Below are 24,590 nucleotides of genomic sequence, written 5' to 3' on the forward strand. Positions count from 1 at the left end.
TGATCTCGCTGATCGAGAGGGCAAATTCATCGCTCGCGGCAGCCGCAGCGGTGGCGCCGGCATTGGCTTCTTCCATCGAGGCAGCGACTTCGCCGGTGCGGCGGCTGGCTTCCTCGGCGCTCTGGGCCATGCGGCTGGCGGTGGTGTGGAGCTGGCTGGAGGCTGCTGCCACGCCGCTCACCACATCGCCGACAGTGCGTTCGAACTGGCGGGCGACTTCATCGAGCAACGCGGCCTTCCTCGCTTCGGCCTCGATCCGCTCGGCCTCGCGCTCGGCTTGCAGCTGCAATTCCTGCTCGGCCTTTTCTGAGCGCTCCCGCGCCCAGCTTTCGAGCCGCTTGCTTGCGCGCTTGAACAGGTCGAGCGCACGGATCATCGCCCCGATTTCGTCCTTGCGGGCCTCGCCCTCGATTGCGAAATTGCGGTCGCCTGCGGCAAGGCGCGTCATGCCCGAGGTGATCTCGACGATGCGGCGGGCAAAATCGCGCGAGAGGTAGGCAAGGCCCAGTGCCAGCAGCCCCGCGCCCAGCACCGCCAGCACGGCGAGGATCACGATCATGTTGAAGAAATAGGCGATGCCCTTGGCCTCGCGCGCTTTCCCTTGCGCGGCCAGTCCTTCCGAAAACGCCGCTGCGGAAGCGACCAGCGCCTCTCCCAGCGCGTCGACTTCGGCGGCGGCAGCGTTGGCCGGCTGCCCGGCGCGCACGGCTTCGCGGGCAGTATCGAACCCTTCCGCAAAGGCGCTGACTTCAGCGCGCAGGCGTGTGATTTCGGGGGCGAGGTCCGCTGCTTCCGACGGCAGCGCCGCCTCGATGGCGGCCACCTGTGCAAGCGCCGAGGCCTCGCTGGTGCGCTGTGCCTCGCGCAGCGCGGGGCTGCGGTCATAGAGCACGCGAACGGAATGATAGCGCAGTTCGCCCGCCACCGATTGCAGTTCTCCGGCAGCAACCACGGCGGCCTGCATCCGGGCCGAAGTATTGTAGCGGCTCCACAATTCGCCGAGGCCGAAGCCGAGCACGAGGCTCATCAGCACGCCGACGCCGAAGAAAGTGCCGAAGATCGCGTTGATCTTCCCCGCCAGCGGCAGGTCGCGGAACCAGCCTATGCGCTCGAGCAGCGGGACGCGGGTGGCAGGGGCAGGCGGCGGGGTGGCGGTAACATCATCCTCGACCGCAAAGTCCGAACGCAGTTCGCGGACGAAATCGGGCACGGCCTCTTCCTCGCGCCGTTCCTGCCAGCTCATCATGTTCATGCCGCAATTCCCCGAGCCTGTGTTTGCGGCATTTGTGAAGGATAATCCTTTCCAAATGCTTGCCCGCTAGGGGGAAATGCGGGCTCAGCCGGCGCGCACCCTGTTAAGGAAGCTCTGCACCTGGCCGCGCAGGGTGGCGGCCTGGGTTTCGAGGCTGGTGGCGCTGGAAAGCACCTGCGCGGCGGCCGATCCGGTCGAAAGCGCCATGGCGCGCACTTCGTCGATATGGCCAGCCACGGTTTCGGTGCCGCGCGCGGCCAGATCGATGCTGCGCGCCAGATCGTGGCCTGCGACCGATTGCTGGTCGACCGCGGTGGCGATCGAGACGGCGGTGGTTTCGAGGCTTTCGATCTGGCTGGCGATGTGGCGCAGCGCGCTGACGCTGGCGCCGGTGGTGGATTGCATGGCGCGGATCTGTTCGGCGATCAGATCGGTGGCGCGGCTGGTCTGGTTGGCGAGTTCCTTGACCTCGCTGGCGACAACCGCAAACCCGCGCCCCGCTTCGCCCCCGCGGGCGGCTTCGATGCTGGCATTGAGGGCAAGCAGGTTGGTGCGGCGTGCGATCGACTGGATCAGTTCGACGATCTGGCCGACTTCCTCGGCCGAGGCGGACAGCGCGCCGATGGTGCTGTCGGCCTGCCGTGCCGACAGGCTGGCCTCGCGCGCCAGCTGGGCGGAGGATGCCGCCTGCCGGCTGATTTCCCCGATCGACATGGCGAATTCGTCGCTGGCGGCAGCGGCGGCCGTCGCGCCGCTATTGGCTTCGTCCATCGCGGCGGCGGCGGCGGCGGTGCGGTGGCTGGTATCCTCGGCGGTGGTCGCCATCAGCGTTGCGGTCGATTGCAGCTGGCTGGAGGCGGCGACCACGCTGGTCACCACTTCGCCCACGGTGCGTTCGAACTGGTCGGCGATGCCCTGCAACACGCGCTCGCGTTCCAGCCGCGCTTCTTCCTGCTGCACCTGCAAGCGGGTTTGCGCGTCGAGCTCGGCGCGGGCGCGCTCGGCCTGTTCGCGGCCGAGGCGTTCGAGGCGCTGGCCGGCGCGGTGGAAGATTTCTGTGGCGCGGGCCATTTCGCCGATTTCGTCCTTGCGGTGCTTGCCGCTGATCGCGACATCCCGCGCCCCGGCGGCAATCAGGCTCATCTGCCCGGCGATCGCCTTGAGCGTGCCGCCGACCGTGGCGTTGAAATAGCGTTGCGAGACCAGTGTCAGCGCGGTCAGCACTGTCGCGAGCGCGATCCACATCACCAGCAGCGTGTTGATCAGGCCGGTGCTGCGGTCGGACAGGGCGGCGGCATCCGCGCCCGCCTGCTGTGCCAGAACCGTGCCGCTTGCCACCATGGCATTGCCCGCGGCGAGGATTTCGCGCCCGTCCCGCCCGGCTTCGAAACGGGCGATCCGGCGCGACAGGGCGGCAAGATCGGCGCGGAGCGTGCCGAGCTGTTCGCGCAATGCGGGATTGCGGGCCGGAGCAGCCGCAGTGAGCGCGGCAAGGCCCGCTTCGGCCTTGCCCAGCGCGGAAAGTGCGGCGCGGGCGCGGCGCTCGTCGCCGCCGGTCACCAGCATTTCGGCATGGCGGCGCCCTTCGCCCAGTTGCACCAGCAGGCGTTCGGCGGCGAGCGCCTGTTCCTGCGCGGCGCGCATCCGCTCAGCGCGGTTGCCGAGTTCGATATAGCCGCCCACCACAAACAGCCCCGCCGCAAGCGCAAAGCCGAGATTGAGGCTGAAGAACAGCGTGATCTTGCCGCCGATGCTGAGGCTGTCGAACCAGCGGCGCAGGCGGGCGAAGCGCAGCGGTGCGCCCTCCGGTCCTGCCGCGCCCCCTTCCGCATTGGCCCCGGCGCTTTCGGCATCGAGGTTCATGGCGATGTCCTGCAGCGCGCTCATGCGGCCTGCTCGTCGCCGTTGGCGGACGCCCTGTTCGCCTGTTGCTGGTCTGCCTGTTGCTGCTTGAACATCAGACGGTCGATTTCATAGGCAGGCATGGCGCGGTAATAGAGCCAGCCCTGAATCTGGTCGCAGCCTGCCAGCCGCACCAGTTCGGCCTGTTCGGCGGTTTCCACGCCCTCGGCGGTCACCCCCATATTCATGGCGCGGGCGAGCGCGATCGAGGACAGCATCATCGCCCGGCTGGCATCGTCCACTCCGGCCAGTTCCACCAGCGAACGGTCCAGCTTGAGCTTTTCGAAGCGGAAGCGCCGCAGGAACCCGATCGAGGCATAGCCGGTGCCGAAATCGTCGAGCGCGATGCGCACCCCGAAGCTGCGGATCACATCCAGCGTGCGTTCGGCCACCACCGGATCGAGCACGAGGCAGGTTTCGGTGACTTCCAGTTCAAGCCGGTGCGGCGGGAAGCCGGTTTCTTCCAGCACCTCGCCCAGCTTGATCGGGAATTCGGGATTGCGCAGCTGCGCGGCGGAAATGTTGACCGACAGGTTGATGTCGCCCCAGCGCAGGGCATCGCACACTGCCTGACGCAGCACCCACACGCCCAGCGGGTTGATCAGGCCCGAATCCTCGGCCACCGGAATGAAGATATTGGGGCTGAGCGGCGTGCGCTCGCCCCGCTCCCAGCGCAGCAGCGCCTCGACCGCGACGATCCGGCTGGTTTCGGCATCGACCAGCGGCTGGTAGGCCACGGTGAATTCACCGGCAGCGATTCCGGCGCGGATTTCATCCTCGATCTCGCGCACGCGTTCGCGGCGGCGGTCGAAATTCTCGTTGAACCAGGTGCAGCGCATCTTGCCGCCGCGCTTGGACATTTCCATCGCCACATCGCTGCGGCGGAGCATTTCCGAGGATGGCACACGCTTGTCCGACGTGCTGCGCGTCAGCCCGATGCTGGCACCCACCGCAATCTGGCGCTCGCCCACCGCGATCGGCGTGCCCATGCGTTCCAGCAGGGTGCGGCAGATCCCTTCGAGGATGGTGCCCGCGACCTTGCCGGTCATCATGGCCGCAAATTCGTCGCCGCCCAGCCGGTAACAGCGCGCTTCGCTGCCGCAGACCTCGCGAATCAGCTGCGCGCATTGTTCGATCAGCTGGTCGCCCACGGCGTGGCCATAGTGATCATTGACCTGCTTGAAGCTGTCGAGATCGATCATCGCCAGCGCGACTTCCTCGTCCCCGCGCGAATGGTGCTGGATATCCTCGTGCAGCGCGTGGCGGTTGGGCAGGCGGGTGAGGCTGTCGGTGATGACGCGGGCTTCCAGCTCGCGGACATTGGCGATGCCGCTGCGTCCGATGAAGAACAGCGCGGCGGCATAGACCAGAATCGCCGAGATCAGCAGCGCACCGGGCGAGACGATCTCGATCCGGCTGCTGAAGCTGATGGCGGTGACGATCACCAGGGTAACAGCGCTCACCAGCCCGAGCGGCAGCACCACCAGTCCGGTGGGAGTCAGTCTCAAGGGCAGCTTCGCCGCGAACATGACAACCATTTCCCCGCGCCGGACGGCTGCATCGCCGCCGGGTTCGCGATTACGGTAAAGGCAACGGGCTAAGGAAGGGTAAAGCCGCGCTTCAGGCAATCTGGCGCAGCGCCGCGGGGCGGGCCGGTTCGAAGAAGCTGGCGCGCTTTGCGGTGGGCACGAACAGATCGGTCTGGCCGACCACGGTTTCGCCCGCGCCCAGCATCAGGAAGCCGTCGGGCGCGGTGGCGCTGGCCAGCCGGGCAAAGGCATCGGCGCGGGTGGCGGGATCGAAATAAAGCAGCACGTTGCGGCACAATACCAGATCGAACGGCGCCCGGCCGGGGTGGGGGCCAAGGATATTGTGCTGGCGGAAGCGGGCGATGCGGCGCGCTTCCTCGCGGATCTGCCAGCCGCGGGTGGTTTCATCGAAATGGCGCAGCATCTGGGTGACGCCCAGCCCGCGCTGCACCTCGAACTGGCTGTAAAGCCCGCTGCGCGCCGCCGCGATGGCGCGGTGCGAGACATCGGTGCCAAGGATGTCGATGCTCCAGCCCTGCCAGCGTTCGGCCTGATCGGCGAACAGCATGGCGAGCGAATAGACTTCCTGCCCGGTCGAACAGCCCGCCGACCAGATCGACAGCCGCCGCGTGCCCGCCCGCCGCCGGGCGAGTTCGGGCAGGATTTCCGCGGGCAGCTGGTCAAAGGTCGGCTTGTCGCGGAAGAAATAGGTTTCGTTGTTGAGCAGCGCCTCGACCACGTCCTGCGACAGGTCACGCCCTTCGGCGGCGCTCGGCGGCGCGGCGAGCAGGCACACCAGCTGGTCGACATTGCTGATGCCGTGTTCGCGGAAAATCCCCGCCAGCGCCGAATTGACCCGCCAGCGGCGGCTTTCGGTGAGATGCTGGCCGGTGCGCGCGGCGAGCAGATCGGCGATGATCTGGTGAGAGGCTTCGCTGGCTTCCATCGCCGCCTCCTAACGCCCGGCCCGCAGCATGGCTTCGGGGGCCAGCGCATGGGTGAGGATGGCATCGCCCAGCCGTTCGGGCGGAGCGATCAGGCTGGCAAGGCCGGCGCGGGCGACAGCGCCCGGCATCCCCCACACCGCGCTGGTATCGGCATCCTGCGCCCAGATCGTGCCGCCCGCTTCGACCAGCGTCTGCGCGCCCAGCACCCCGTCGCGGCCCATGCCCGACAGGATCACCCCGACCGCCCGTCCGTCGCAGGCATCCGCGAGGCTCGCCAGCATCGGATCGACCGAGGGCGTGCACCCGCTTGCCGCCGGTTCTGCCGAAATCTGGGCCACCAGCCGGTCACCCTTGCGGCGGGCCAGCAGGTGCCCGTGGCCCGGTGCGATCACGATCCGGCCGGGGCGGATTTCGAGACCGTCGGCGGCAATATCGGCGGGGCGCCCGCAGGCGGTTTCGACCTGGCGGGCGAAGACCGGGATGAAAGAGGCGGGCAGGTGCTGGGTGATCAGCACCGGCAGTTCGAAAGCCGGTGTCAGGCGCCGCAGCATCAGGCCGAGCGCGTGGATCCCGCCGGTCGAAGCGCCGATTGCGACCACATCGGGACGCCAGCTGCGCGCCTTGCGCAGGGGGCGCGCAAACGAGGGCTCGGCCAGCCGCGCCGCCTCGCCCGATGTTTCGCCCCGGCGCGAGCCCAGCGCCCTGATCTTGCCGAGCAACTGGCTGCGATATTCATCGGTAAAGCCGCCCGGACGGGGCTTCAGCAGCGTGTCCGCCGCCCCCATCTCCAGCGCGGCGAGGGTGTGTTCGGCGCCGTCCACCGTCAGCGAGGAAACCACCAGCACCTGCGGCGAGGCGGGCGTGGCAAGGATCGCGGGCAGCGCGCCCAACCCGCCGATTCCCGGCATTTCGAGATCGAGCAGCACCACATCGGCGGGCGTCGCGGCCAGCTGCGCCAGCGCGCCTTCCGCGCTGCTGGCCGTGCCGGTGATCACCATCGCCGGATCGCTTTCCACCATCCGTTTGAAGATGGTGCGGACTGTCAGCGAATCATCGACGATCATCACCCGGATCGCCGCCGCCGCGCCGCGATGGGCAAACGGGCGGGAGGCTCCGGGGGCCAGCGGGATGCGTGGCGGGGACGGGGGCGGGGTGCGGGTCACGCAAACCCGACGAGCTGCAACTTGATCTGGAGCGTTTCGTGATCGAACGGCTTCATCACATATTCGTCCGCGCCCGCGCTTATCGCCTCGCGGATGTGCGCGACATCGTTTTCGGTGGTGCAGAACACCACTTTGGGCGCGTTGCCGCCGGGCCGCTGGCGCAGCGCGACGAGGAATTCGATCCCCGTCATCACCGGCATGTTCCAGTCGAGCAGGACGACATCGGGCATCGCGCTCTCGCACATGTCGAGCGCCACCTTGCCGTTTTCGGCCTCGTCCACGGTAAAGCCGAGGGTTTCGAGGATATGCCGCGAAACCTTCCGGATCACCCGCGAATCATCGACGATCAGACACGTTTTCATGGGCGGTTCCTGCATTGGCGAGCGCCCAGCCTAGGCGGAGTTGGTAAGCATAGGATTAAGCCGCGATCTCGCTTTCGCGCTGCTGTGCCTCCGGCCCGGCCAAGAGCACCGGCAGATCGAGCAGCAGCGCGGGGCCGATCATCGTTTCGATCATGCCGGTCGCCACTCGCGACCATGCGCTGCCGAACCCGCCGGGCACCTGCCCCGCATCGCCCACGGCGGTGGTGATATCCTCGATCGCGTCGACCAGCAGGGCATAGGAATGGCCGCCCTCTGCCACCACCGCAGCGCGGTGATCGGTCGGCCACCCGCCATCGGCAAAGCCGAGCGCGAGGCGGCAGTCGATCACGGTCAGCGCCTGGCTGCGCAGCGCGGTGATGCCGGTGATGTGGTCCGGTGCGCGCGGCACCGGGGTGATCGCGCCCACTTCGATCACCGATTTCACATCGAGCGCGCTCATCGCGCAGCGGCGACCGGCGATGCGGGCGATCACGAGCAGGTTGCCGGTGGTCATGCTGCGCCTCCTGTGCGTGCGGATTGACGGGCGGGCCCGCGGGCGGCAGCGGCGAGCGCGGCCATCAGCGCGTCGCGGTCATAGCGGTAGATGGTGGCGCTGCCGGCGGGGGCTTCGGGATGATCGCGCAGGCGGATCACCGGCCCGGCAGGGGCGCGGCCGAGCAGTTCGGCCACTTCGAACACCTCGTCGGACACGATCGCGATGGTCGCCGGATCGGCGGCTTCGGGCGCGTCTTCGGCGATCACCTCGTAACCCGCAGCGGTCACCAGCGGGGCAAGGATGGTGCGCGCCCATTCGTCGGCGGGCAGCGTGCAGCGCGGGCGGTTGGCGGCGACCGGGCGTTCGCCATGCAGCGCGAACAGCGCGTGGGCATCGATCAGGGTCACCGGCCTGCCACCCACCAGCGTGACCGCCTCGGCCAGCGGATCATCGGCGACCGGGCGCAGCGCGCTGTCGAGTTCCACGGCATCCTCGATTTCGCGCACGGCGTAGAGCAACTCGCCCGCGCCATCGCCAAGCCGCAGCAGCCGCAGGCGCGGCAGGGCGAGCGGGGCGTCGGGCAGGCCGACCAGCGGCAGGATCATCCCGTCGATTACCACCCGCGGGCGCGGGCCGGACATGTCGAGCGCGCTGACCGGCGCGGTTTCGATGCGCTGGACCAGCTCCAACCGCACCGCAGAGCGGCGTCCGGCAAAATCGGTGAACAGCATGGCGCGGGGCCATTCCTGCACGGTGGCGGCGGCCGGCTCGTCCGCGGCGCTATCGCGCACGCGGCTGCGGCTATCGCCCGCCAGTTCGTGCAGCGCGGCGATATTGGCGATGTCGAGCAACAGCACCGGCTGGCCATCATCCAGCAGGGTGGAACCGGCGTAGAGGCCCGATTTCATCACCACCGGGGCTAGCGGCTTGACCACCAGATCGCCGTGGGTGTGGATGCGGTCGACCGCCAGCGCGAACAGATCGCCGCCGGTCAGCCGCAGCATCACCAGCGTCGGATCGGTTGTGTCCGCGGCGCCTGTTTCCAGCCCCAGCACATCGGCCAGCATCAGGCAGGGCACGCGGTTGCCGCGGAAGGTGACCAGCGCGGTCTCGCCCAGCTGTGCCAGATCGAGCGCCCTGGCCGAAGACTGGACGATTTCCTCGACATAGGATTGCGGGATCGCAAAGCGCTGGCCGCTCACTTCCACCGTCAGCCCGGCAATGATGCTCAGCGTCAGCGGGATTTGCAGCGTGAAGCGGGTGCCTTCGCCCGGCGTGCTGGCGACCTTGATGCTGCCGCCGACCCGTTCGAGGTTCTGGCGCACCACATCCAGCCCGACGCCGCGGCCCGAGATATTGCTGACCGCCTCGGCGGTGGAAAAGCCGGGTTCGAAGATCAGGTTGATGATCCGCTCGCGGCTCATCGCGGGCCGCTCGGCAGCGGTGATCAGACCGGTGGCGATGGCCTTGGCGGCGATGCGGTCTTCATCCAGTCCGCGCCCGTCATCGCTGATCATCACCGCGATGGTATTGCCCGACTGGCGCGCCGCGATGGCGATGGTGCCGTGTTCGCGCTTGCCCGCCGCGAGGCGCGCGGCAGGGGTTTCGATCCCGTGGTCGATGGCGTTGCGGATGATGTGGGTCAGCGGATCGCGGATCGTCTCGATCATCTCGCGGTCCAGTTCCACCTCGCCGCCATCGATATCGACCAGCACCTGCTTGCCGAGTTCGGCGCAAAGATCGCGCACCAGACGAGGCAGGGCGGCGAGCAGCGTTTCGATCCGCTGCATCCGCATCCGCGTGATCGCATCGCGCACGTCGGAAAGGATTGCGGTGAGGCGTTCGAACGGGCCGTCGATGGTCGGCTGGGTGCCTGCCTGCCGCAGCCGGTGGGCGAGATCGTTGCGCGCCAGCACCATGTCGCTGACGCCGCTCATCACGCGGTCGAGCAGTTCCACCGGCAGGCGGATGGTGCGCAGCGACGCGGCGTTCTGGTCACTGCGGCGGACGGGTGCCGGCGTGTCGGCGGGGGTGTCGCCTGGCGCCTCACAGGTCGGGCTTGCCGCCACCTCGGCGGGTTCTGCCCCGGTTTCGCCCGATGTTTCTGCAAGCAGACCTTCGGTTCCACGTGGAACATCCAGCGCCGCAATCAGTGCCTCGTCGCCGCCTTCGGGGAAGGGCTCGCCCGCCTCGATCGCGTCGATCATGCCTGAAATGCGGTCGATGATGGCGAGCACCGCGGTGACCATCGCCGCATCGGGTTCGCGCCGCCCCGCACGGCAATCGGCCAGCGCATCCTCTGCCGCGTGCGACAGGGCGGCAAGGCGCGGAAAATCGAAGAAGCCGCAATTGCCCTTCACCGTGTGGACAAAGCGGAAGATCGCATCAAGGCGCGTCCGATCGGCCGGATCGGCTTCCCACGCGACGATCTCGCCGCCCGAAGCCTCCAGCATCTCCCGCGTCTCGGCGATGAATTCCGCCAGCAGATCGTCCATGAGGGGTGCGCCCTTTTGCCTTGCGCAAAGGGCTATGCCGCCGATTTGGTTAACAATGCCCTACCCGGCGACCCACGCAGGCGCGCGTTTGAGGAAGATGTGGCGCACCAGCACCACCGCCGTCACCGCGCCGAACAGATTGGCCGCCAGTTCGGCGGTGTAGATCGCGGCAGAGCCCATGCCCGGTTGCAGCACCAGCGCCACCGGCAGCATCACAAGGAACACCCGCGCCACCGATTGCACCAGCGCAAAGCTCGCCCGGTCGACCGCGTTCATGATCCCGTTGCCGACGATCAGCAGCCCGAACCCAGCATAGCCCCATGCCGCGATTTCGAGATAGAGCGCGAATTCGGCAATCACCGCCGGGCTATCGGTGAACAGTCGGGCGAACTGCTCGCCCGCCACGATCATCGCGATGGCGACCGCCAGCCCCCAGACGATGCAGAAGGCGGCAGCATAGAGCGCCGCCTCGCGCGCCCGGTCATACCGGCCCGCGCCCCAGTTCTGCCCCACGATCGCCCCGATCGCGCCCGACAGGCCGAGCAGCGGGACGATCACGAAGCTTTGCAGGCGGCCCGCCGCGCCGAAGCCTGCCACCGCCGCCTCGCCCTCCAGCGCCACCAGCGCGGTCAGCACCGACAGGCCGAGCGGGTTGATCGCATTGGAGAACGCCGCCGGCAGCCCGACCTTGATGATCGCCTTGGCCGGATCGATCAGGCTGCAATCGCGCAGAAGGGCAAGGTTCAGCGGCAGTGCGGTGCTGCGCATAAGCCACACCGCAAGGCCCACGCCGATCGCCCAGCCGATGACTGTGGCATAGGCCGCGCCCGCCATGCCGAAGCCTTCGATGCCGAAAGCGCCGGTGATCAGCAGCGGATCGAGCACCCAGTTGGCGGCGGCATAGGCGATCGAGATGGTGCTGGTGCGCTTCGCCTCTCCCTGTCCGCGCAGCACGCCGTTGGAGCCCATGATCAGCAGGATGAAGGGGAAGCCCGCTGCATAGGGCTGCATATAGGCGCGGATCAGCGGCATCAGCGCAGAGGGGGCATTCATCGCGGCAAAGATCGGGTCGATCGCCAGCCACAGCGCCAGTCCCATCAGCGCCCCGCAGGCGAGCGCGAAGACGATCCCGAAATTGGCCCGCCGCGCCGCCCTTTCGTGATCGCCTTCGCCAAGCGCGCGCGCGACCACCGAATTGATCCCGACCATGATCCCCACGCCGAGCGACGTGATCGCCACCGAAACCGGAAAGATGAAGGAAATCGCCGCCAGCGCATCGCTGCCCAGCTGCCCGATGAAATAGGCATCGACGATCCCGATCGACATGATCGCCGCCACCCCGATCACCATCGGCAGGGTCTGGCCGACAAGATGCCCCGGAATGCTGCCGCTGACGAGTTTCGCGGACGAGGGGGACGGGGCGTTCATTGCGTTCCGGCCTAGCCGCAGCCTGCGCGGCTTGCAAAGCATTCCCTGCGCATGCGATAGCACCGGCCAATTGCAGACGGAGAGGAACGGCCCATGGCAACCCAGCTCAAACCCGGTATCGAATGCAGCAAGGAAGAATGGCAGGCGCGGCTTGACCTTGCAGCGTGCTACCGCATCTTCGACCACCTCGGCTGGTCGGAATCGATCTACAACCACATCTCGCTGAAGGTGCCGGGGGAGGAGAATACCTTCCTCATCAACCCCTTCGGGCTGCTCTACAGCGAAGTGACCGCCAGCAACCTCGTCAAGATCGATGTCGAGGGCAACAATGTCGGCGGCTCGCCCTATATGGTGAACAAGGCGGGCTTCACCCAGCACGCCTATTTCCACAAGCATCTGGGCGCCCGCGCCGATGCGATCTGCCACGTCCACACCACCGCGACGATGGCCGTGGCGAGCCACAAGGACGGGCTGCTGCCGACCAATTTCTACGCCTGCAATTTCGCCGGCCAGATCGGCTATCACGACTTCGAAGGCGTGACGGTGCGCCCCGAGGAAGGCGAGCGGCTGGTGCAGAACCTTGGCAACCACACCATCCTGATGCTGCGCAACCACGGCCCTGTCGTGATGGACCGCACCATCCAGGGCATGTTCGTCAAGATGTGGGCCTTGCAGCGCGCCTGCGAAATCCAGGTCGCGACGCTGGGCATGGGCGATCCGGTGCTGGTCCCGCAGGAGGTGATCGACGTGCACCAGCGCGATCTTTCGGTGATGAGCGGGCAGGGCGGCGCCGGGCTGTTCGATTTCGAGGCGTGGAAGCGCCGGGTCGACAAGATCGACGACAGCTGGCGCCAGTAAGCGGCTAGCCGAGGCCCGCGATGTCCCGCATGACCGTCAACGAGCGGCCGGTCGAGTTCGACCTCGATCCCCGCATGCCGCTGCTCTACGCGCTGCGCGAGGCGATGAACCTCACCGGCACCAAGGCCTGCGGTGGCGGGGCGGATTGCGCAGGCGCGTGCATGGTGCTGGTCGATGGCGTGGCGCTCAGGTCATGCGCGATCACGCTGGCCGAGGCCGAGGGGCGGATCATCACCACGATCGAGGGGCTTTCGGCGGACCGCTCGCACCCCGTGCAGCAGGCGATGGTGGCGCAAGGGGCGATCCAGTGCGGATATTGCACCCCCGGCATCGTCATCGCGGCGGCCGCGCTGATCCAGCGCAACCCTGCGCCCACCCGCGAGGATATTGCCGCCGCCATCCCCAATATCTGCCGCTGCGGGGTCTACCCGCGGCTCTACAAGGCGGTGGAGCAGGCGGGGCGCGTCGCGCAGCGGCAGGAACGCATCAGCGCCGCCCCCGCCCCCGGCATCAGCGCCGAGGACGCCGCCAAGGCGGTTCCGGCGCTGCGCGTGACAGCGCCGGAATAGGTGGTCAGAACCGCCCCACAATCGTGAACCGCGCATTGAGCGGCGGGGCCACCGTCAGTTCGTCGGCGGAGTGGGCGTTGGGGAAATAGAGTTCGTCGAACAGGTTTTCGACATTGATCTGGAAGCGCAGATTGTCGTTCATCTGGTATGACACCGCCATGTCCACCCGCGCATAGGCGGGCAGGGTCGCGGTGTTGCCGTTGTCGGCAAAGGTTTCGTCCTGCGCGGTCAGGCCCAGCCCGAAGCCGAGCTTGTCGGTCGCCTGGAAGTTGTTCCAGATCGCGAACATGTGTTCGGGCAATTCGCGTAACCGGCGACCCGTGGGGCCGGTGCGGCTCTGCTGTTCGCCGTCGAGATAGGAATAGCCCGCCGACAGGAACCAGCCCGGCGTGACCTGCCCCTGCAACTGCGCCTCGAACCCGCGGATCTTGGAATCGATCACATCGAGCGTATCGGGATTGTTGTCAGCCGGCTGGGGCGAGGACTGTTCGATCTCGAACGCCGCTGCGGTCAGCGACAGGCCGGGGCGGATGTCCCATTTGATCCCTGCCTCAAGGTTCGAGAAGGTGTCCGGATCCAGCGCATCATTGGGCGGGTTGATGTCGGCAAACTGGTCGCCCGAACGCGGCAGGAAGGTTTCCGAATAGCTGGTGTAGATCGAAAGATTGTCCTGCGGCTTGAGGATCACGCCGAGGCGCGGGGTGATCTCTTCATCCTTGCGGGTGCGCACCACGCCGTTGCGGTTGTCGAGCACGGTGATCTCGAACGAATCGAACCGCGCGCCCAGCACCAGCCGCAGCCAGTCAGCCACCTTGATCTCGTCCTGGATATAGGCGGAGAACACGGTCAGATCGGCTTCGGTATCGTCATTCAGCGAAGTGAAGCCGACCCGCGTGGTGCGGCCATCGGCCAGCGTGCCGACCCCGCCGCGCAGGGGGAAGGGGCGCGTCGCGCTGAAGAATTCAACGTCCGCCCGGCGGCCATCGGCGACGGCTGTATCGAACACCGAATTGAAGCGGTCGTTGTTGTTGCTGGTGTCGATGAACTCGCCGCCCACGATCAGCGTGTGGCCGATCCCGCCGGTTTCGAATTCGCCCACCAGATTGCCCGAAAGGATCAGGTTCTGGCGCTGGCCATTGTCGATATAGCCATCCATCGCCACGATGTTGGTCGCCGGGTTGTAGCCGACCGGGAAATAGTTGGCGTAGGTCTTGTCGTAATCGCCGAAAGAGGCGGTGAAGTTCGCCTTCAGGCTATCGGAAAAGCTGTGCTGCACCATGCCGCGCAGCACGTGGGCCTTGAAGGTGGCGTAGTTGTTGTCCGGATCGCCGAAGGTGATGCGCTGGAGGAAGCGCACCGGATCGCCATTGTCATCGGTCGGGATGCCGCGATCGATGAAGCGTTCGTGGTCGAGATATTCGTAGGACAGATCGATCACCGTCCGGCTGCCGATTTCGGCGCGGAAGGTGGGGTTGATGCTGATCTGTTCGCCGTCGAACAGATCGCGGTGGTTGTCGAGGTGTTCATAGGCGGCGTTGATGCGCAGCGCCGTGGTCTCGCTGGTGGCAAGGTTGAGATCGGCCCAGATGTCATAGGCGCCGAAGGTGTCGAGCGAAGCGCGCACGCCGGTGAAGGTTTCGCCGACCACACCCTTCTTGGTCACGCGGTTGAGAATGCCGCCGGTGCCGCCGCGCCCGAACAGCAGGGCATTGGGGCCGCGCAGGATTTCGACCTGTTCGAGATTGTAGAGCCCGCGGTAGTATTCCACGTCATCGCGCACGCCGTCGACGTAGAAATCGGCGGTGGAACGCACGCCGCGGAACACCACCGAATCGCGGTGCCCCTCGCCCTGCGAATTGGTGACGCCGGGGGTGTAGAGCACGATGTCGCCCACCGAATCGAAGCCCTGCCGCACGATCTGGTCAGCGGTGGTGATGCTGAGCGATTGCGGCACATCGATGATCGGGGTGGGGGTCTTGGTCGCGTTCATCTGGTTGGTGAACAGCACTTCGCCGGTGACGACGATGTTCGGGCCGCTTTCGCCCGCATCAGCCGCCGCAGCATCCGCAGCTGCGCTGTCGGCGCTTGCAGTGGTTTCGGCGAGCGCGGGGAAGGCGATGGCCGCGCAGCCGAGCATCAGGACGTTGCGGGCGGAACGAAGAATCATGGGGTACCTTTCTCGATGGCGGGTGCCAGCTATTGCAAATTATTCGCATCTGCAAGCCCGTGATCGGGATGAAATTGATAATCATCAAACTGTGGCAATTCTGCCGAAGCAGGCCTATTGGCCCGCCCGACGGCAGCAGCAGGAGCGCAAGGATGAAGGCGACGATCTGGCACAATCCGGCATGCGGGACCTCGCGCAAGACGCTCGCGATCCTCGAAAACCTCAGCCGGGTCGAAGTGACTGTGGTGGAGTATCTGAAAACCCCGCCGACCGCCGAAAAGCTGGCCCAGCTTTACCGCGATGCCGGGATCACGCCGCAGCAGGGCCTGCGCCTGCGCGGCACGGATGCCGTCGAACGCGGCCTGCCGGATGCCGATGATCAGGCGGTGCTCGCCGCGATGGTTGCCGATCCGGTGCTGATCGAACGCCCGCTGGTCGAAACCGACAAGGGCGTGAGGCTCTGCCGCCCGCAGGATATTGTGCTGGAGATTTTGTAGATCACCGTTCGTGTCGAGCGCAGTCGAGACACCTGTAACCGGCCTCTCGACTGCGCTCGAGGCGAACGGGAGAAGGTCAGGCCCGCTCTTTGGTCAAATCTCTGTCAGCCTGCAATTTGAACCACCCGTGCACCAGCACGAGGCCGCACAGCGCCACGATCAGCCCGAAGCCGAGCCAGTCCGAATGGCCGTAAAGCCAGACGCCGAGGGCAGGTGCGTAGATATAGCTTGCCCCCGCAAGGCTGGCGACGATGCCGCTCGCCTGCCCCTGTTCGGCGCGGGTGACGGCGAGCGAGGTGCCGGCGGTGGTGCCGGGGCGGAACAGCCCGAAGCCCAATGAGGCGATGGCATAGCCCAGCGCGATCAGGTGCAGATCGCCCGCCATCCCCAGCACCGCCGTGCCGAAAGCGGCGGCGGCAATCCCCCACAGGGTTGCCGCACGCGGGCCAAGGTCGAAGCGCGGGATCAGGCCCCACTGCGCCAGCAGCGTGGCAATCGCGCCGCTCATCAGCACCAGGCCGACCGGCCCCGCGCCCTCGGCAGGGCTGTCGCGCAGGCCCAGCCGGTCGAGCACCAGAAAGCCCGAAATCCCCAGCACCATCGCCTGTGCATGGCCGCCCACCAGCCCCGCAAACACCCACGGGCGCAGGCGCGGATCGCGCCATGACAAGCGCGGCGGTTCTCCCGCTTCATCGGTCTCGGCGCTTTCCTGCGGATCGACCGGCGCGCCCGATCCGCTCGACGAATAGGCGACCGCTTCGCCTCTTGCGGCGAATTGCGGCTCGTCATTGGGCAGGCGCCAGCGCAGCAGCACCAGCGCGATCACGCCGATCGCGGCAAAGCACAGGAACGGCCCGGTCAGCCCCAGCCCCAGAAACGGCACCACCATCAGCGGCGCCAGCGCCGGGCCGATCACTGTGCCAAGGCCAAAGCTCGACGCGATCAGCGACAGCGCCTGCGTGCGTTCAGCCCGCGGGGTGCGCGAGGCGACATAGGCCTGCACCGCAGGCGGCGCGGCGCTGCCGAACCCGCCGTAAAGGCTGCGGGCCGCGGCGAAGGCAATCAGCGTCCAGACCGCGGTCATCCAGCCCGCCAGCCCGGCCCACAGCGCCACTCCGCACAGCGCGAAAGAGACGATGAAGCCCGCCAGCCCCAGCGCCATCATCGCCTTGCGCCCGCGCTGGTCGGACCGCCGCGCCCAGAACGGCGCGCACACCACCCACAACAGCGCCGACCACGAATAGGCAAGGCTGATCCACACATCATCGACCTTCAGCGCCGTGCCGATCGAGGGCATCACCGATTGCATCGCGGTGTTGCCCGCCGCGGTCACCAGCATCACCATGAACAGCAATGCCATGCGCGCGGGCGGGATTGCGCCCGTCCGCGCGGCGGTGTCGGCGGGTTGCGGCGCGCTACCGGCCATGCGGCGGCCTATTCGAAGGTCGCGGCGAGGCCTTCGGGCGAATGGCCGGCCAGCTGGCGATGGATCGCGGCGACCACCACAAGGAAGATCACCCCGATCCCGCTGTTCACCAGCGCACTCACCACGCCGTTGCCGATGGCGGCGATATCCTTGCCCAGCGCCGACACGGCCAGCCCGAAAATCCCCGAAACCAGCGCGGCGATGATACCGATGGTGAAGAACAGCAGGAACAGGAAGGCGGCGATGCGGAAGGAATTGCCCTTGGTCAGCCGCCACGACCGCCCCAGCGCCTTCAGCGGATTGCGCTCGCCCTCGATGGCGATCACCGGCGCGGTGAGCGTGAACTTGATGAACATGTAGATACCGATCACCACCAGCACGATCCCCGCGAGCACCGCGGCGGCCGGCGATCCGGCGGCGGCGATCAGGCCGATCGGCACGCCGATCACCAGCGCGATGGCCAGCGAGCTGATCAGCTGCGCCAGCAGATAGGGGATCATGCTGGCAATCCCGATCATCAGCGCCTCGCGCACGGTCGGCCGCCCGCGATCGGTCAGCAGCGCCAGCAGCGCCAGCGATCCGGCGAACTGCACGATCGTCATCACCAGGAACACCGGCCAGTTATCGGCATAGGCCTGCGTGATCTGCGCCATCATCGCCTCCATCGCCACCTGCGGATCCGTGCCCGGAGGGGCCGCGGGCTCGGGCGAGACCAGCTCCGGCGCGAACAGCGCCAGCGCCAGTGCGGGCAGGAAGAAGAACAGCCCGGCAATCGCGCCGACCGTATCGCGGTTGCTGCCGATCAGTCCGGTCGCCTGCGTCCAGGCTTTCCCCATGTCGAGCTTGTGATGCGCCATCTACGATCCCTTTCATCCAAAGGCCGCCCCGACGATCCCGGTGCAATCGCCTCTTGATCTCGGCGATCAATGCCCCCACCGGTGCGGCATGGCAAGCACGGCTCCTGCAAGTCTGTTGGGATCGCCCATCGAATGGCGGCGCGAAAGCGCGCCCGTGGCCTATGCGCAGGCGCTGGCCACGATGGAGGCGCGCAACGCCGCCGTCCACGCGGGCGAGGCGGCGGAACTGATCTGGCTGCTCGAACACCCGCCGGTCTACACCGCAGGCACCAGCGCCGATCCCGCCGAGCTGGTCGATCCGCGCTTCGAGGTGGTCGAGGCCGGGCGCGGCGGGCGCTACACCTATCACGGGCCGGGCCAGCGGATCGGCTATCTGGTGCTGAACCTTGCCGAGCGGGGCAAGGACGTGCGCTGCTTCGTCCACGCGATCGAAGGCTGGGTGATCGCCACCCTCAAGACGTTTGGCGTGGAAAGCTGGCGGGCAGAAGGCCGCGTCGGCATCTGGACCCGCGATGTCGACGGCAGCGAGGCCAAGATCGGCGCCATCGGCGTGCGGGTGCGGCGCTGGGTGACGATGCACGGCTTTTCGGTGAACCTCGACCCGGACCTCAGCCACTTCGGCGGGATCGTGCCCTGCGGCATCGCCGAATATGGCGTGACCAGTCTGGCGAAGCTGGGCCTTTCGGTTTCGGCGCAGCAATGGGACGAGGCGCTGGTGGCGACGAGCGACGATTTCCTTGACGCGCTCGACGCCGCAGCGAAAAGAGCGTGCCGATGAAACGCACCGCGATCCTGACGCTGGCCCTGCTGGCCGCTGCCTGCACCGATCAGGCCGCCAATGCACCTGCCGAACAGGGCGGTGAGGCAGCGGGCGAGGTGCTGGGCGGGGAAATCAGCGATGCGATGATCCCGCTCGACCAGCTCGAATCGCAGGCCCCGCTCGCGCCGCGGCAGGGGCCTTCGCCCAAGGATATCGATGCCGAGCAGCCCGAAGTGTCGGGCGAACTGGCGCCCGAGGACGCCCCAGCGGTGGAAGCGGCACCGGCTGCAACGGCTGCGGCTGAACAGCCGCAGCAGTAAAGCTATCGCCTCATTCGTCATCCCGGCGAAAGCCGGGACCTAGGGCCGCAAGCGCTGTGCAATGAGGCCCTAGGCCCCAGCGTAGGCCTTCGGCCACCTTCGGTTCCGCTGGGGTGACGGGAAATGCGGTGACCCTTACTCCGCTGCCTGCGCCTGTTCCTCTTCGAGGGTCGGGTAATCGACATAGCCTTCGGGAATCGGGAAGTACCAGCTCTTGGGCACATCCTTGTTGGGGTTCCAGTGCGCGCCTGCCGCGATCCGCTTTTCGAGATCGGGGTTGGAGATATAGGGGCGGCCAAAGCTCACCGCGTCGCACTTGCCGCTGGCCACATCGGCAGCTGCTTCCTCGGCGGTGTAATCCGAATTGAGGATCAGCTTGCCGGTGTAGATCTGGCGGATCAGCGGGCTTTGCTTGGGAACGTCGGTCTGGCCGAAGGTGCCATCCGGCCCCGGCTCGCGCAGTTCGACGAAGGCCAGGCCCAGTTCCTCGCATACCTTCGCAGCCGCGCCGAAGGTCGCGGGCGGGTTGCTGTCATCGGTGCCTTGCGAATCGCCGTTGGGCGACAGACGGATGCCGACGCGGTCCGCGCCCCACACGTCGATCAGCGCTTCGAGCACTTCGCGCATGAAGCGGGTGCGGTTTTCCGGGCTACCGCCATATTCGTCAGTGCGAAGGTTGGTCTTGTCGCGCAGGAACTGGTCGACAAGGTAGCCGTTCGCGCCGTGCAGCTGCACCCCGTCAAAGCCCGCCGCCTTGGCGTTCTCGGCAGCGCGGCGGTAATCGGCGATGGTGCGGCGGATGTCCTCGTGGGTCATTTCGCGGGCCACGGCATAGGGCTGCTTGCCCTGCGGCGTGTGCGCCTCGCCCGGAGCCTGCGTGGCGCTGGCCGAGAAGGGCGGCTGGCCATCGAGGAACACCGGATGGACGATCCGGCCCATGTGCCACAGCTGCATGACGATCAGGCCGCCTTCCTCGTGCACGGCCTTAGTGGTGGCCTTCCACGCTTCGGTCTGTTCATCGCTCCAAATGCCGGGGGCAGACGGCCAGCCGAGGCCTTCGCGGCTGATGCCGGTCGCTTCGGTCAGGATCATCCCTGCGCCCGCGCGCTGGCGGTAATACAGCGCCATCAACTCGTTGGGGACAAACATCGGCTCGGCAGCGCGCCCGCGGGTGAGCGGGGCCATGTGGATGCGGTTCTTGGCATGGAGCGCCCCCATCTGGAGCGGCTGGAACAGGATGTCGTGCATATGTGGGTAATCCTCGTCGGTCAGTTTTGATTGGCTATCCACTTGGGGGCGGGGAGGCTAGGGCGCAAGCATGGAAAATGACGGGGCAGCCAAACAACAGCTTGCAGGCGAGGTGCCGAGGCCGGCGGCGTGGCTGCTGCTGGCGGCGCTGCTGGCGGGCAATATCGCGCTGGCGCTGGGGCCGTGGTTTGTGCGCGAGGCCGATACCGGGCCGGTTTCCGCCGGGTTCTGGCGGCTGTTTCTGGCGCTGCCCTTCCTTGTGCTGCTGGCAAAGGTCAACGGCCAGCGCCTGACCGGCATGGGGGCGCGGACGCTGGGGCTGGTGGCATTGGGCGCGGTGACCTTCGCGCTTGATCTGGCCAGCTGGCACATCGGCATCGGCATGACGCGGCTGGGCAATGCGACGCTGTTCGGCAATGCGGGTTCGATCGTGCTGCTGTTCTGGGGCTTCATCGCGGCGCGGATGCTGCCGAAGGGGCTGGAGTGGCTGGCGATCATCTTCGCGCTGGCGGGCGCGGCGATCCTGATGGGGCGGAGCCTCGAAATCAGTCAGGCGACCCTGATCGGCGACCTGTTCTGCCTTGCCGCCGGGCTGCTTTACGCGGTCTATCTGATCACCCTTCAGGGGGCGAGAGGGGCGTTCGGATCGTGGAGCCTGCTGGTGTGGGTGAGCCTGTTCGGCTGTCCGGTGCTGCTGGCGATTGCCATCGCACTGGGCGAGCCGGTGTGGCCGACCGACTGGACACCGGTGATCGGACTGTTCATCGCCAGCCAGCTGGTTGGGCAGGGGCTGCTGGTCTACGCCCTGCGCTATTTCCCGCCGCTGGTGGTGGGCCTCGCCCTGCTGACCCAACCCGCAATCGCCTCGCTCTACGGCTGGATGGTGTTCGGCGAGGTGCTGTCGGGGCTGGATATTGCGGGCATGGTGCTGGTGGGCGCGGCTTTGGCGGTGTCGCGGGCGCGGGCCTAGCCACTGTCGTCACCCCAGCGCAAGCTGGGGCCCAGGGCGGCTATGCGTTGAGCGTGAGGAAGAGATCGTCCCAGGACGGGTTCTGCCTTTCGATCGCCTCGATCTTCCACATCCGCTGCCACGCCTTGATCGCCTTCTCGCGGGCGATAGCGCTCTCGATGGTCGGGTGATGTTCGGCATAGACCAGGCGGGTGCACCTGTATTTCGAAGTGAACGCGCCGCCCTTGCCATCGCGGTGCTGCGTGACGCGTGCGGCAAGGTCTGCGGTCACGCCGGTGTAAAGCACGCCATAGCGCTTGTTGGTCATAATGTAGACGTAGCCACCGCGCTCCATTTCAGGAGCTTAGCACATGGTCGCCCGAGGCCCCAGCTTTCGCTGGGGTGACGGATTAGGAGAGCAAGCGCCACACCACGTCATGCCAGCGAAAGCTGGCACCTAGGGCGGTTGCAGCGCCAATGCCGATGATGGAACGCCAAGGCAGCTTCGCTATCACGGCAAAAAGGAACGCCAGCGATGGGCGGTTGGCGCGGATCAGGGCGAGGGTGATTGCGGCTTCGTGCTTGTTCATGCGCCTAATTTATGGGGTCGTCAGGGCGCGCGCTATTTGCCTTCCCTGACGGCAAATAGCGCGCTAATCGCCTGAAAACGCAACCTTCCCCAGGTCCCCCATGCCCACAGTCCCGCTCGCCATGTCCAGCATCCTATCGAGGCTGCGCTTGGCTTTCAGGCGGATGCCTTCCTCGATTTCGATCTGCGGCTGCAAATCGCGCAGGGCGACATACAGCTTCTCCATCGTGTTCAGCGCCATGTAGGGGCAGATGTTGCACGAGCAGTTCCCGTCCGCGCCGGGGGCGCCGATGAAGGTCTTTTCGGGGAGCGCCTTTTCCATCTGGTGGATGATGTGCGGCTCGGTCGCGACGATCAGGGTGTCGCCGGGGAAGGTCTTGGCGAAATTCAGGATGCCGCTGGTCGATCCGACATAGTCCGCGTGGTCGATGATCGTCGGCGGGCATTCGGGGTGCGCGGCGATCGGCGCGCCGGGGTATTGCTCTTTCAGCTTCAGCAGTTCGGTCTCGCTGAACGCCTCGTGGACGATGCACACGCCGGGCCACAGCAGCATTTCGCGGTTGAATTTCCGCGCCAGATAGCCGCCAAGGTGCCGGTCGGGGCCGAAGATGATCTTCTGTTCGGGCGGGATCTGGGCAAGGATCGTCTCGGCGCTCGACGAGGTGACGATGATGTCGCTGAGCGCCTTCACTTCCGTGGAACAGTTGATGTAGGTCAGCGCGATGTGATCGGGATGGGCCTCGCGGAAGGCGCGGAACTTCTCCGGCGGGCAGCTGTCTTCAAGGCTGCATCCGGCGTCCATGTCGGGCAGGATCACGGTCTTGTGGGGGCTGAGGATCTTGGCGGTATCGGCCATGAACTTGACCCCGCAAAAGGCGATCACGTCGGCATCGGTCGCCGCCGCCTTGCGCGAGAGTTCGAGGCTGTCGCCCACGAAGTCGGCGATGTCCTGAATGTCCGGCGTCTGGTAATAATGCGCGAGGATCACCGCGTTGCGTTCTTTCCGCAAACGGTCGATTTCGGCCAGCAGATCGGCGCCGGTGGGGACTTTGGTGACAAGGCTCATGGGGCAATCCCGCTGTTGGACAGGTCTTCGGGATATAGGGGCTGTCCTGCGATTTTCGAGTGAAAAGCGCGGCCTTGCCGAAGGGTCGCTCTAGCTTTCTCCCTTGAACCTGACTTCGATCTTGGCATCGGCATAACCTGTCACTCGCAGCACTGCCCCCAGATTTTCCCGCACGGCCTCGCGGGCTCCCGCGCGGGCCAAGCCGAGTATTTCCTTGTCCTTTGCATACTCAATCGCCTTTCGCTCGGCGATCTGCGAGTTCTTGCGGGCAAGGCTCTCAGCATCATCGCGCGAGACCCATACCCCGTCCGTGAATACGCGCGCCTTGGCCTCGTCGAGGTTGGGCTTAGAGACGCGAAGCGGCGGCAGGGTCACGGTAAAGACTTGCTGCTCCTTATCCCAGCTCATGTTGGACTCGGTGATTTTCGAGAGCTCAAGACGGTAATCTATCTGGGCGGGGATGATCATGAACTGGCGCCGCTCAAACAAAGATATGCCCGCCGGTCCAGCGATTAGCGCTTCAGTCGGCACCTGAAACCGATAGGTCATCACAATGAGGTCATTGCGCCGCTCAAAACTGCCTGCCGCGCTCGCAACGGGATCACCTTCTTCCTTGTAGAAGAAAGCCCGCCAACCGAAGTAACTGGCCGCAGCGAGCGATACAGCGACCAACAGCATAAGGATCGTTTCGCCACGCGCTCTGAGCCATCCGGTGTGGGTGTGACTAGACAATTGTTGGTGTGCTGGTTCCGGTGCCTGGTTCAGATTATTTTCCATATCCCACCTTCCTCGCGTCTAGCCATCCCGCGCCGTTCAAGATCGATCAGATGCGCGGTGACGCTCATCTCGGCCGCTCCGACCAGCCGCGGGTCGAGGCCTTTGTACATCTCGGGGATAAAGCCGCTCGCGGGCCGCGCTGCCTCGCCCAGCAGGCGCAGGATCTGGTTTTCGCGCTGACGACGATGCCCGATCATGCCGCGCACCAACTGTTTCGGCTTCTCGATCGCCGCGCCGTGGGCCGAGTGATAGCGCACATCATCACGCGCCATCAGCTTTTCGAGGCTTGCGAGGTAATCGCCCATGTCGCCATCGGGCGGGATCACGACGCTGGTTGACCAGCCCATCACGTGATCGCCGGTGAACAGCGCGCCTGATTCCTCCAGCGCGAAGCACAGGTGGTTCGAGGTATGGCCCGGCGTCGCCACCGCGGTCAGCGTCCAGCCGGTGCCGCGCATCCCTTCGCCATCGGCCAGCACGCGGGTTGGGGCATAGTTCGGATCGAACGCCTCGTCGGAACGCGGCCCGGCGACTTGCAGCACCAGCGGCGCGCAGCCGACAATCGGCGCGCCCGTCGCGGCGGCCAGCGGCGCGGCTGCGGGGGAGTGGTCGCGGTGGGTGTGGGTGCACATGATCGCAAGGATCCTGCGCTGCCCCACGGCGGCGAGGATCGCGGCAATGTGATCGGTCTCGTCCGGTCCCGGATCGATCACCGCGCAATCCGGCCCGTCGGCCATCCCCACCACATAGGTCTGGGTGCCGGTGAAGGTATAGGGCGAGGGATTGGGTGCGAGCACGCGCTTGACCAGCGGCTCGACATCTTCGGCAAGGCCGGTGGGCCAGGGTTGTGGGGGGATGGTGACCATCACTGCCTATTGCCGTTCGCCTCGAGCGAAGTCGAGAGGCTGGGGTGCAATTGGTGTCTCGACTTCG

24 protein-coding genes (1 of these 24 running past the window's edge) are annotated in these 24,590 nt (G+C 66.6%); 6 read left to right on the forward strand and 18 right to left on the reverse strand.

Annotated features, from left to right (window positions below; all coding sequences use genetic code 11):
• From ACU0AG_RS11680 to ACU0AG_RS11720, 9 genes are all read right to left on the reverse strand, one after another.
• Nucleotides 1–1,252, reverse strand: the 5' portion of a protein-coding gene (locus tag ACU0AG_RS11680) for a methyl-accepting chemotaxis protein (protein WP_482782455.1). The gene continues 611 nt to the left of window position 1, outside the view; only the first 1,252 of its 1,863 coding nucleotides appear in the window; the start codon lies at nt 1,250–1,252; its stop codon lies beyond the left edge, outside the window.
• Nucleotides 1,253–1,336: 84 nt separating this feature from the next.
• On the reverse strand, nt 1,337–3,139 hold the full coding sequence (locus ACU0AG_RS11685; RefSeq protein WP_482782456.1) for a methyl-accepting chemotaxis protein: 1,803 nt from the start codon (nt 3,137–3,139) through the stop codon (nt 1,337–1,339).
• Nucleotides 3,136–4,662 carry a putative bifunctional diguanylate cyclase/phosphodiesterase gene (locus ACU0AG_RS11690; protein ID WP_482782457.1) on the reverse strand — a complete coding sequence of 509 codons (1,527 nt, stop codon included), beginning with the start codon at nt 4,660–4,662 and terminating at the stop codon, nt 3,136–3,138. The genes ACU0AG_RS11685 and ACU0AG_RS11690 overlap by 4 nt, the downstream gene beginning before the upstream one ends.
• A gap of 112 nt (nt 4,663–4,774) precedes the next feature.
• Entirely contained in the window at nt 4,775–5,629 is an 855-nt protein-coding gene (locus tag ACU0AG_RS11695; protein WP_482782458.1) for a CheR family methyltransferase, read from the reverse strand.
• A gap of 9 nt (nt 5,630–5,638) precedes the next feature.
• Nucleotides 5,639–6,793 (reverse strand): chemotaxis-specific protein-glutamate methyltransferase CheB, encoded by a 1,155-nt coding sequence (gene cheB / locus ACU0AG_RS11700; RefSeq protein WP_482782459.1) that lies wholly within the window; start codon nt 6,791–6,793, stop codon nt 5,639–5,641.
• A complete protein-coding gene (locus tag ACU0AG_RS11705; protein WP_482782460.1) occupies nt 6,790–7,155 on the reverse strand; it encodes a response regulator in 366 nt (121 codons plus the stop codon). Before ACU0AG_RS11705 ends, cheB begins: the two co-directional genes overlap by 4 nt.
• Nucleotides 7,156–7,210: 55 nt before the next feature.
• Entirely contained in the window at nt 7,211–7,669 is a 459-nt protein-coding gene (locus ACU0AG_RS11710; RefSeq protein WP_482782461.1) for a chemotaxis protein CheW, read from the reverse strand.
• Complete coding sequence (locus tag ACU0AG_RS11715; RefSeq protein ID WP_482782462.1) at nt 7,666–10,146, reverse strand: chemotaxis protein CheA; 2,481 nt, start codon at nt 10,144–10,146, stop codon at nt 7,666–7,668. The genes ACU0AG_RS11710 and ACU0AG_RS11715 overlap by 4 nt, the downstream gene beginning before the upstream one ends.
• A gap of 60 nt (nt 10,147–10,206) precedes the next feature.
• Nucleotides 10,207–11,574 carry an MATE family efflux transporter gene (locus tag ACU0AG_RS11720; protein ID WP_482782463.1) on the reverse strand — a complete coding sequence of 456 codons (1,368 nt, stop codon included), beginning with the start codon at nt 11,572–11,574 and terminating at the stop codon, nt 10,207–10,209.
• Nucleotides 11,575–11,667: 93 nt separating this feature from the next.
• On the opposite strand from ACU0AG_RS11720, the gene ACU0AG_RS11725 reads away from it, so the two are divergent.
• Both ACU0AG_RS11725 and ACU0AG_RS11730 read left to right on the forward strand, forming a co-directional pair.
• Nucleotides 11,668–12,432: a class II aldolase/adducin family protein gene (locus tag ACU0AG_RS11725; RefSeq protein ID WP_482782464.1), complete on the forward strand. Its 765-nt coding sequence runs from the start codon at nt 11,668–11,670 to the stop codon at nt 12,430–12,432.
• A 20-nt stretch (nt 12,433–12,452) separates the two neighbouring features.
• The gene (locus tag ACU0AG_RS11730; protein ID WP_482782465.1) at nt 12,453–13,001 is read left to right on the forward strand and encodes a (2Fe-2S)-binding protein; all 549 of its coding nucleotides are present in this window, start codon (nt 12,453–12,455) and stop codon (nt 12,999–13,001) included.
• Nucleotides 13,002–13,005: 4 nt separating this feature from the next.
• Here the strand turns inward: ACU0AG_RS11730 and ACU0AG_RS11735 are convergent, their stop codons facing one another.
• Nucleotides 13,006–15,168 carry a TonB-dependent receptor gene (locus ACU0AG_RS11735; protein WP_482782466.1) on the reverse strand — a complete coding sequence of 721 codons (2,163 nt, stop codon included), beginning with the start codon at nt 15,166–15,168 and terminating at the stop codon, nt 13,006–13,008.
• A gap of 152 nt (nt 15,169–15,320) precedes the next feature.
• Here ACU0AG_RS11735 and arsC point away from each other — a divergent pair, with 152 nt between their 5' ends.
• Nucleotides 15,321–15,665, forward strand: coding sequence for an arsenate reductase (glutaredoxin) (arsC, locus tag ACU0AG_RS11740; RefSeq protein ID WP_482782467.1), 345 nt, complete (start codon nt 15,321–15,323; stop codon nt 15,663–15,665).
• A 76-nt stretch (nt 15,666–15,741) separates the two neighbouring features.
• Here the strand turns inward: arsC and ACU0AG_RS11745 are convergent, their stop codons facing one another.
• Both ACU0AG_RS11745 and ACU0AG_RS11750 read right to left on the reverse strand, forming a co-directional pair.
• Nucleotides 15,742–17,091, reverse strand: a complete 1,350-nt coding sequence (locus ACU0AG_RS11745; protein ID WP_482782468.1) for an MFS transporter — start codon at nt 17,089–17,091, stop codon at nt 15,742–15,744.
• Between the two features lie 8 nt (nt 17,092–17,099).
• Nucleotides 17,100–17,948 carry a glycerophosphoryl diester phosphodiesterase membrane domain-containing protein gene (locus ACU0AG_RS11750; protein WP_482782469.1) on the reverse strand — a complete coding sequence of 283 codons (849 nt, stop codon included), beginning with the start codon at nt 17,946–17,948 and terminating at the stop codon, nt 17,100–17,102.
• Nucleotides 17,949–18,036: 88 nt separating this feature from the next.
• Between ACU0AG_RS11750 and lipB the strand changes: the two genes are divergently transcribed.
• Nucleotides 18,037–18,726 (forward strand): lipoyl(octanoyl) transferase LipB, encoded by a 690-nt coding sequence (gene lipB / locus ACU0AG_RS11755; RefSeq protein WP_482782470.1) that lies wholly within the window; start codon nt 18,037–18,039, stop codon nt 18,724–18,726.
• Entirely contained in the window at nt 18,723–19,028 is a 306-nt protein-coding gene (locus ACU0AG_RS11760; protein WP_482782471.1) for a hypothetical protein, read from the forward strand. Before lipB ends, ACU0AG_RS11760 begins: the two co-directional genes overlap by 4 nt.
• Before the next feature lie 135 nt (nt 19,029–19,163).
• Here the strand turns inward: ACU0AG_RS11760 and ACU0AG_RS11765 are convergent, their stop codons facing one another.
• Nucleotides 19,164–20,276 carry an alkene reductase gene (locus ACU0AG_RS11765; RefSeq protein ID WP_482782542.1) on the reverse strand — a complete coding sequence of 371 codons (1,113 nt, stop codon included), beginning with the start codon at nt 20,274–20,276 and terminating at the stop codon, nt 19,164–19,166.
• A 70-nt stretch (nt 20,277–20,346) separates the two neighbouring features.
• Here ACU0AG_RS11765 and ACU0AG_RS11770 point away from each other — a divergent pair, with 70 nt between their 5' ends.
• Nucleotides 20,347–21,246 carry a DMT family transporter gene (locus ACU0AG_RS11770; protein WP_482782472.1) on the forward strand — a complete coding sequence of 300 codons (900 nt, stop codon included), beginning with the start codon at nt 20,347–20,349 and terminating at the stop codon, nt 21,244–21,246.
• A 40-nt stretch (nt 21,247–21,286) separates the two neighbouring features.
• On the opposite strand, the gene ACU0AG_RS11775 is transcribed toward ACU0AG_RS11770, so the two are convergent.
• The 5 genes from ACU0AG_RS11775 to ACU0AG_RS11795 form a co-directional block, all read right to left on the reverse strand.
• Nucleotides 21,287–21,580 carry a GIY-YIG nuclease family protein gene (locus ACU0AG_RS11775; RefSeq protein ID WP_482782473.1) on the reverse strand — a complete coding sequence of 98 codons (294 nt, stop codon included), beginning with the start codon at nt 21,578–21,580 and terminating at the stop codon, nt 21,287–21,289.
• A gap of 55 nt (nt 21,581–21,635) precedes the next feature.
• Nucleotides 21,636–21,815 carry a hypothetical protein gene (locus ACU0AG_RS11780; protein ID WP_482782474.1) on the reverse strand — a complete coding sequence of 60 codons (180 nt, stop codon included), beginning with the start codon at nt 21,813–21,815 and terminating at the stop codon, nt 21,636–21,638.
• A gap of 63 nt (nt 21,816–21,878) precedes the next feature.
• Nucleotides 21,879–22,880, reverse strand: coding sequence for a quinolinate synthase NadA (nadA, locus tag ACU0AG_RS11785; protein ID WP_482782475.1), 1,002 nt, complete (start codon nt 22,878–22,880; stop codon nt 21,879–21,881).
• A gap of 90 nt (nt 22,881–22,970) precedes the next feature.
• The gene (locus tag ACU0AG_RS11790; protein WP_482782476.1) at nt 22,971–23,657 is read right to left on the reverse strand and encodes a DUF4230 domain-containing protein; all 687 of its coding nucleotides are present in this window, start codon (nt 23,655–23,657) and stop codon (nt 22,971–22,973) included.
• The gene (locus ACU0AG_RS11795; RefSeq protein ID WP_482782477.1) at nt 23,642–24,523 is read right to left on the reverse strand and encodes an MBL fold metallo-hydrolase; all 882 of its coding nucleotides are present in this window, start codon (nt 24,521–24,523) and stop codon (nt 23,642–23,644) included. Before ACU0AG_RS11795 ends, ACU0AG_RS11790 begins: the two co-directional genes overlap by 16 nt.
• Nucleotides 24,524–24,590: the final 67 nt, after the last annotated feature.

The organism is Erythrobacter sp. RANMB8 (genome assembly GCF_056848235.1).

Bases quoted from the DNA above. Each gene is read 5' to 3' on its own strand.
- ACU0AG_RS11685 (WP_482782456.1), bottom strand. From the start codon at position 3,139: ATGAGCGCGCTGCAGGACATCGCCATGAACCTCGATGCCGAAAGCGCC.
- ACU0AG_RS11695 (WP_482782458.1), bottom strand. From the start codon at position 5,629: ATGGAAGCCAGCGAAGCCTCTCACCAGATCATCGCCGATCTGCTCGCC.
- ACU0AG_RS11705 (WP_482782460.1), bottom strand. From the start codon at position 7,155: ATGAAAACGTGTCTGATCGTCGATGATTCGCGGGTGATCCGGAAGGTT.
- ACU0AG_RS11710 (WP_482782461.1), bottom strand. From the start codon at position 7,669: ATGACCACCGGCAACCTGCTCGTGATCGCCCGCATCGCCGGTCGCCGC.
- ACU0AG_RS11715 (WP_482782462.1), bottom strand. From the start codon at position 10,146: ATGGACGATCTGCTGGCGGAATTCATCGCCGAGACGCGGGAGATGCTG.
- ACU0AG_RS11720 (WP_482782463.1), bottom strand. From the start codon at position 11,574: ATGAACGCCCCGTCCCCCTCGTCCGCGAAACTCGTCAGCGGCAGCATT.
- ACU0AG_RS11725 (WP_482782464.1), top strand. From the start codon at position 11,668: ATGGCAACCCAGCTCAAACCCGGTATCGAATGCAGCAAGGAAGAATGG.
- ACU0AG_RS11730 (WP_482782465.1), top strand. From the start codon at position 12,453: ATGTCCCGCATGACCGTCAACGAGCGGCCGGTCGAGTTCGACCTCGAT.
- ACU0AG_RS11735 (WP_482782466.1), bottom strand. From the start codon at position 15,168: ATGATTCTTCGTTCCGCCCGCAACGTCCTGATGCTCGGCTGCGCGGCC.
- arsC (WP_482782467.1), top strand. From the start codon at position 15,321: ATGAAGGCGACGATCTGGCACAATCCGGCATGCGGGACCTCGCGCAAG.
- ACU0AG_RS11745 (WP_482782468.1), bottom strand. From the start codon at position 17,091: ATGGCCGGTAGCGCGCCGCAACCCGCCGACACCGCCGCGCGGACGGGC.
- ACU0AG_RS11750 (WP_482782469.1), bottom strand. From the start codon at position 17,948: ATGGCGCATCACAAGCTCGACATGGGGAAAGCCTGGACGCAGGCGACC.
- lipB (WP_482782470.1), top strand. From the start codon at position 18,037: ATGGCAAGCACGGCTCCTGCAAGTCTGTTGGGATCGCCCATCGAATGG.
- ACU0AG_RS11760 (WP_482782471.1), top strand. From the start codon at position 18,723: ATGAAACGCACCGCGATCCTGACGCTGGCCCTGCTGGCCGCTGCCTGC.
- ACU0AG_RS11765 (WP_482782542.1), bottom strand. From the start codon at position 20,276: ATGCACGACATCCTGTTCCAGCCGCTCCAGATGGGGGCGCTCCATGCC.
- ACU0AG_RS11770 (WP_482782472.1), top strand. From the start codon at position 20,347: ATGGAAAATGACGGGGCAGCCAAACAACAGCTTGCAGGCGAGGTGCCG.
- ACU0AG_RS11775 (WP_482782473.1), bottom strand. From the start codon at position 21,580: ATGGAGCGCGGTGGCTACGTCTACATTATGACCAACAAGCGCTATGGC.
- ACU0AG_RS11780 (WP_482782474.1), bottom strand. From the start codon at position 21,815: ATGAACAAGCACGAAGCCGCAATCACCCTCGCCCTGATCCGCGCCAAC.
- nadA (WP_482782475.1), bottom strand. From the start codon at position 22,880: ATGAGCCTTGTCACCAAAGTCCCCACCGGCGCCGATCTGCTGGCCGAA.
- ACU0AG_RS11790 (WP_482782476.1), bottom strand. From the start codon at position 23,657: ATGGAAAATAATCTGAACCAGGCACCGGAACCAGCACACCAACAATTG.
- ACU0AG_RS11795 (WP_482782477.1), bottom strand. From the start codon at position 24,523: ATGGTCACCATCCCCCCACAACCCTGGCCCACCGGCCTTGCCGAAGAT.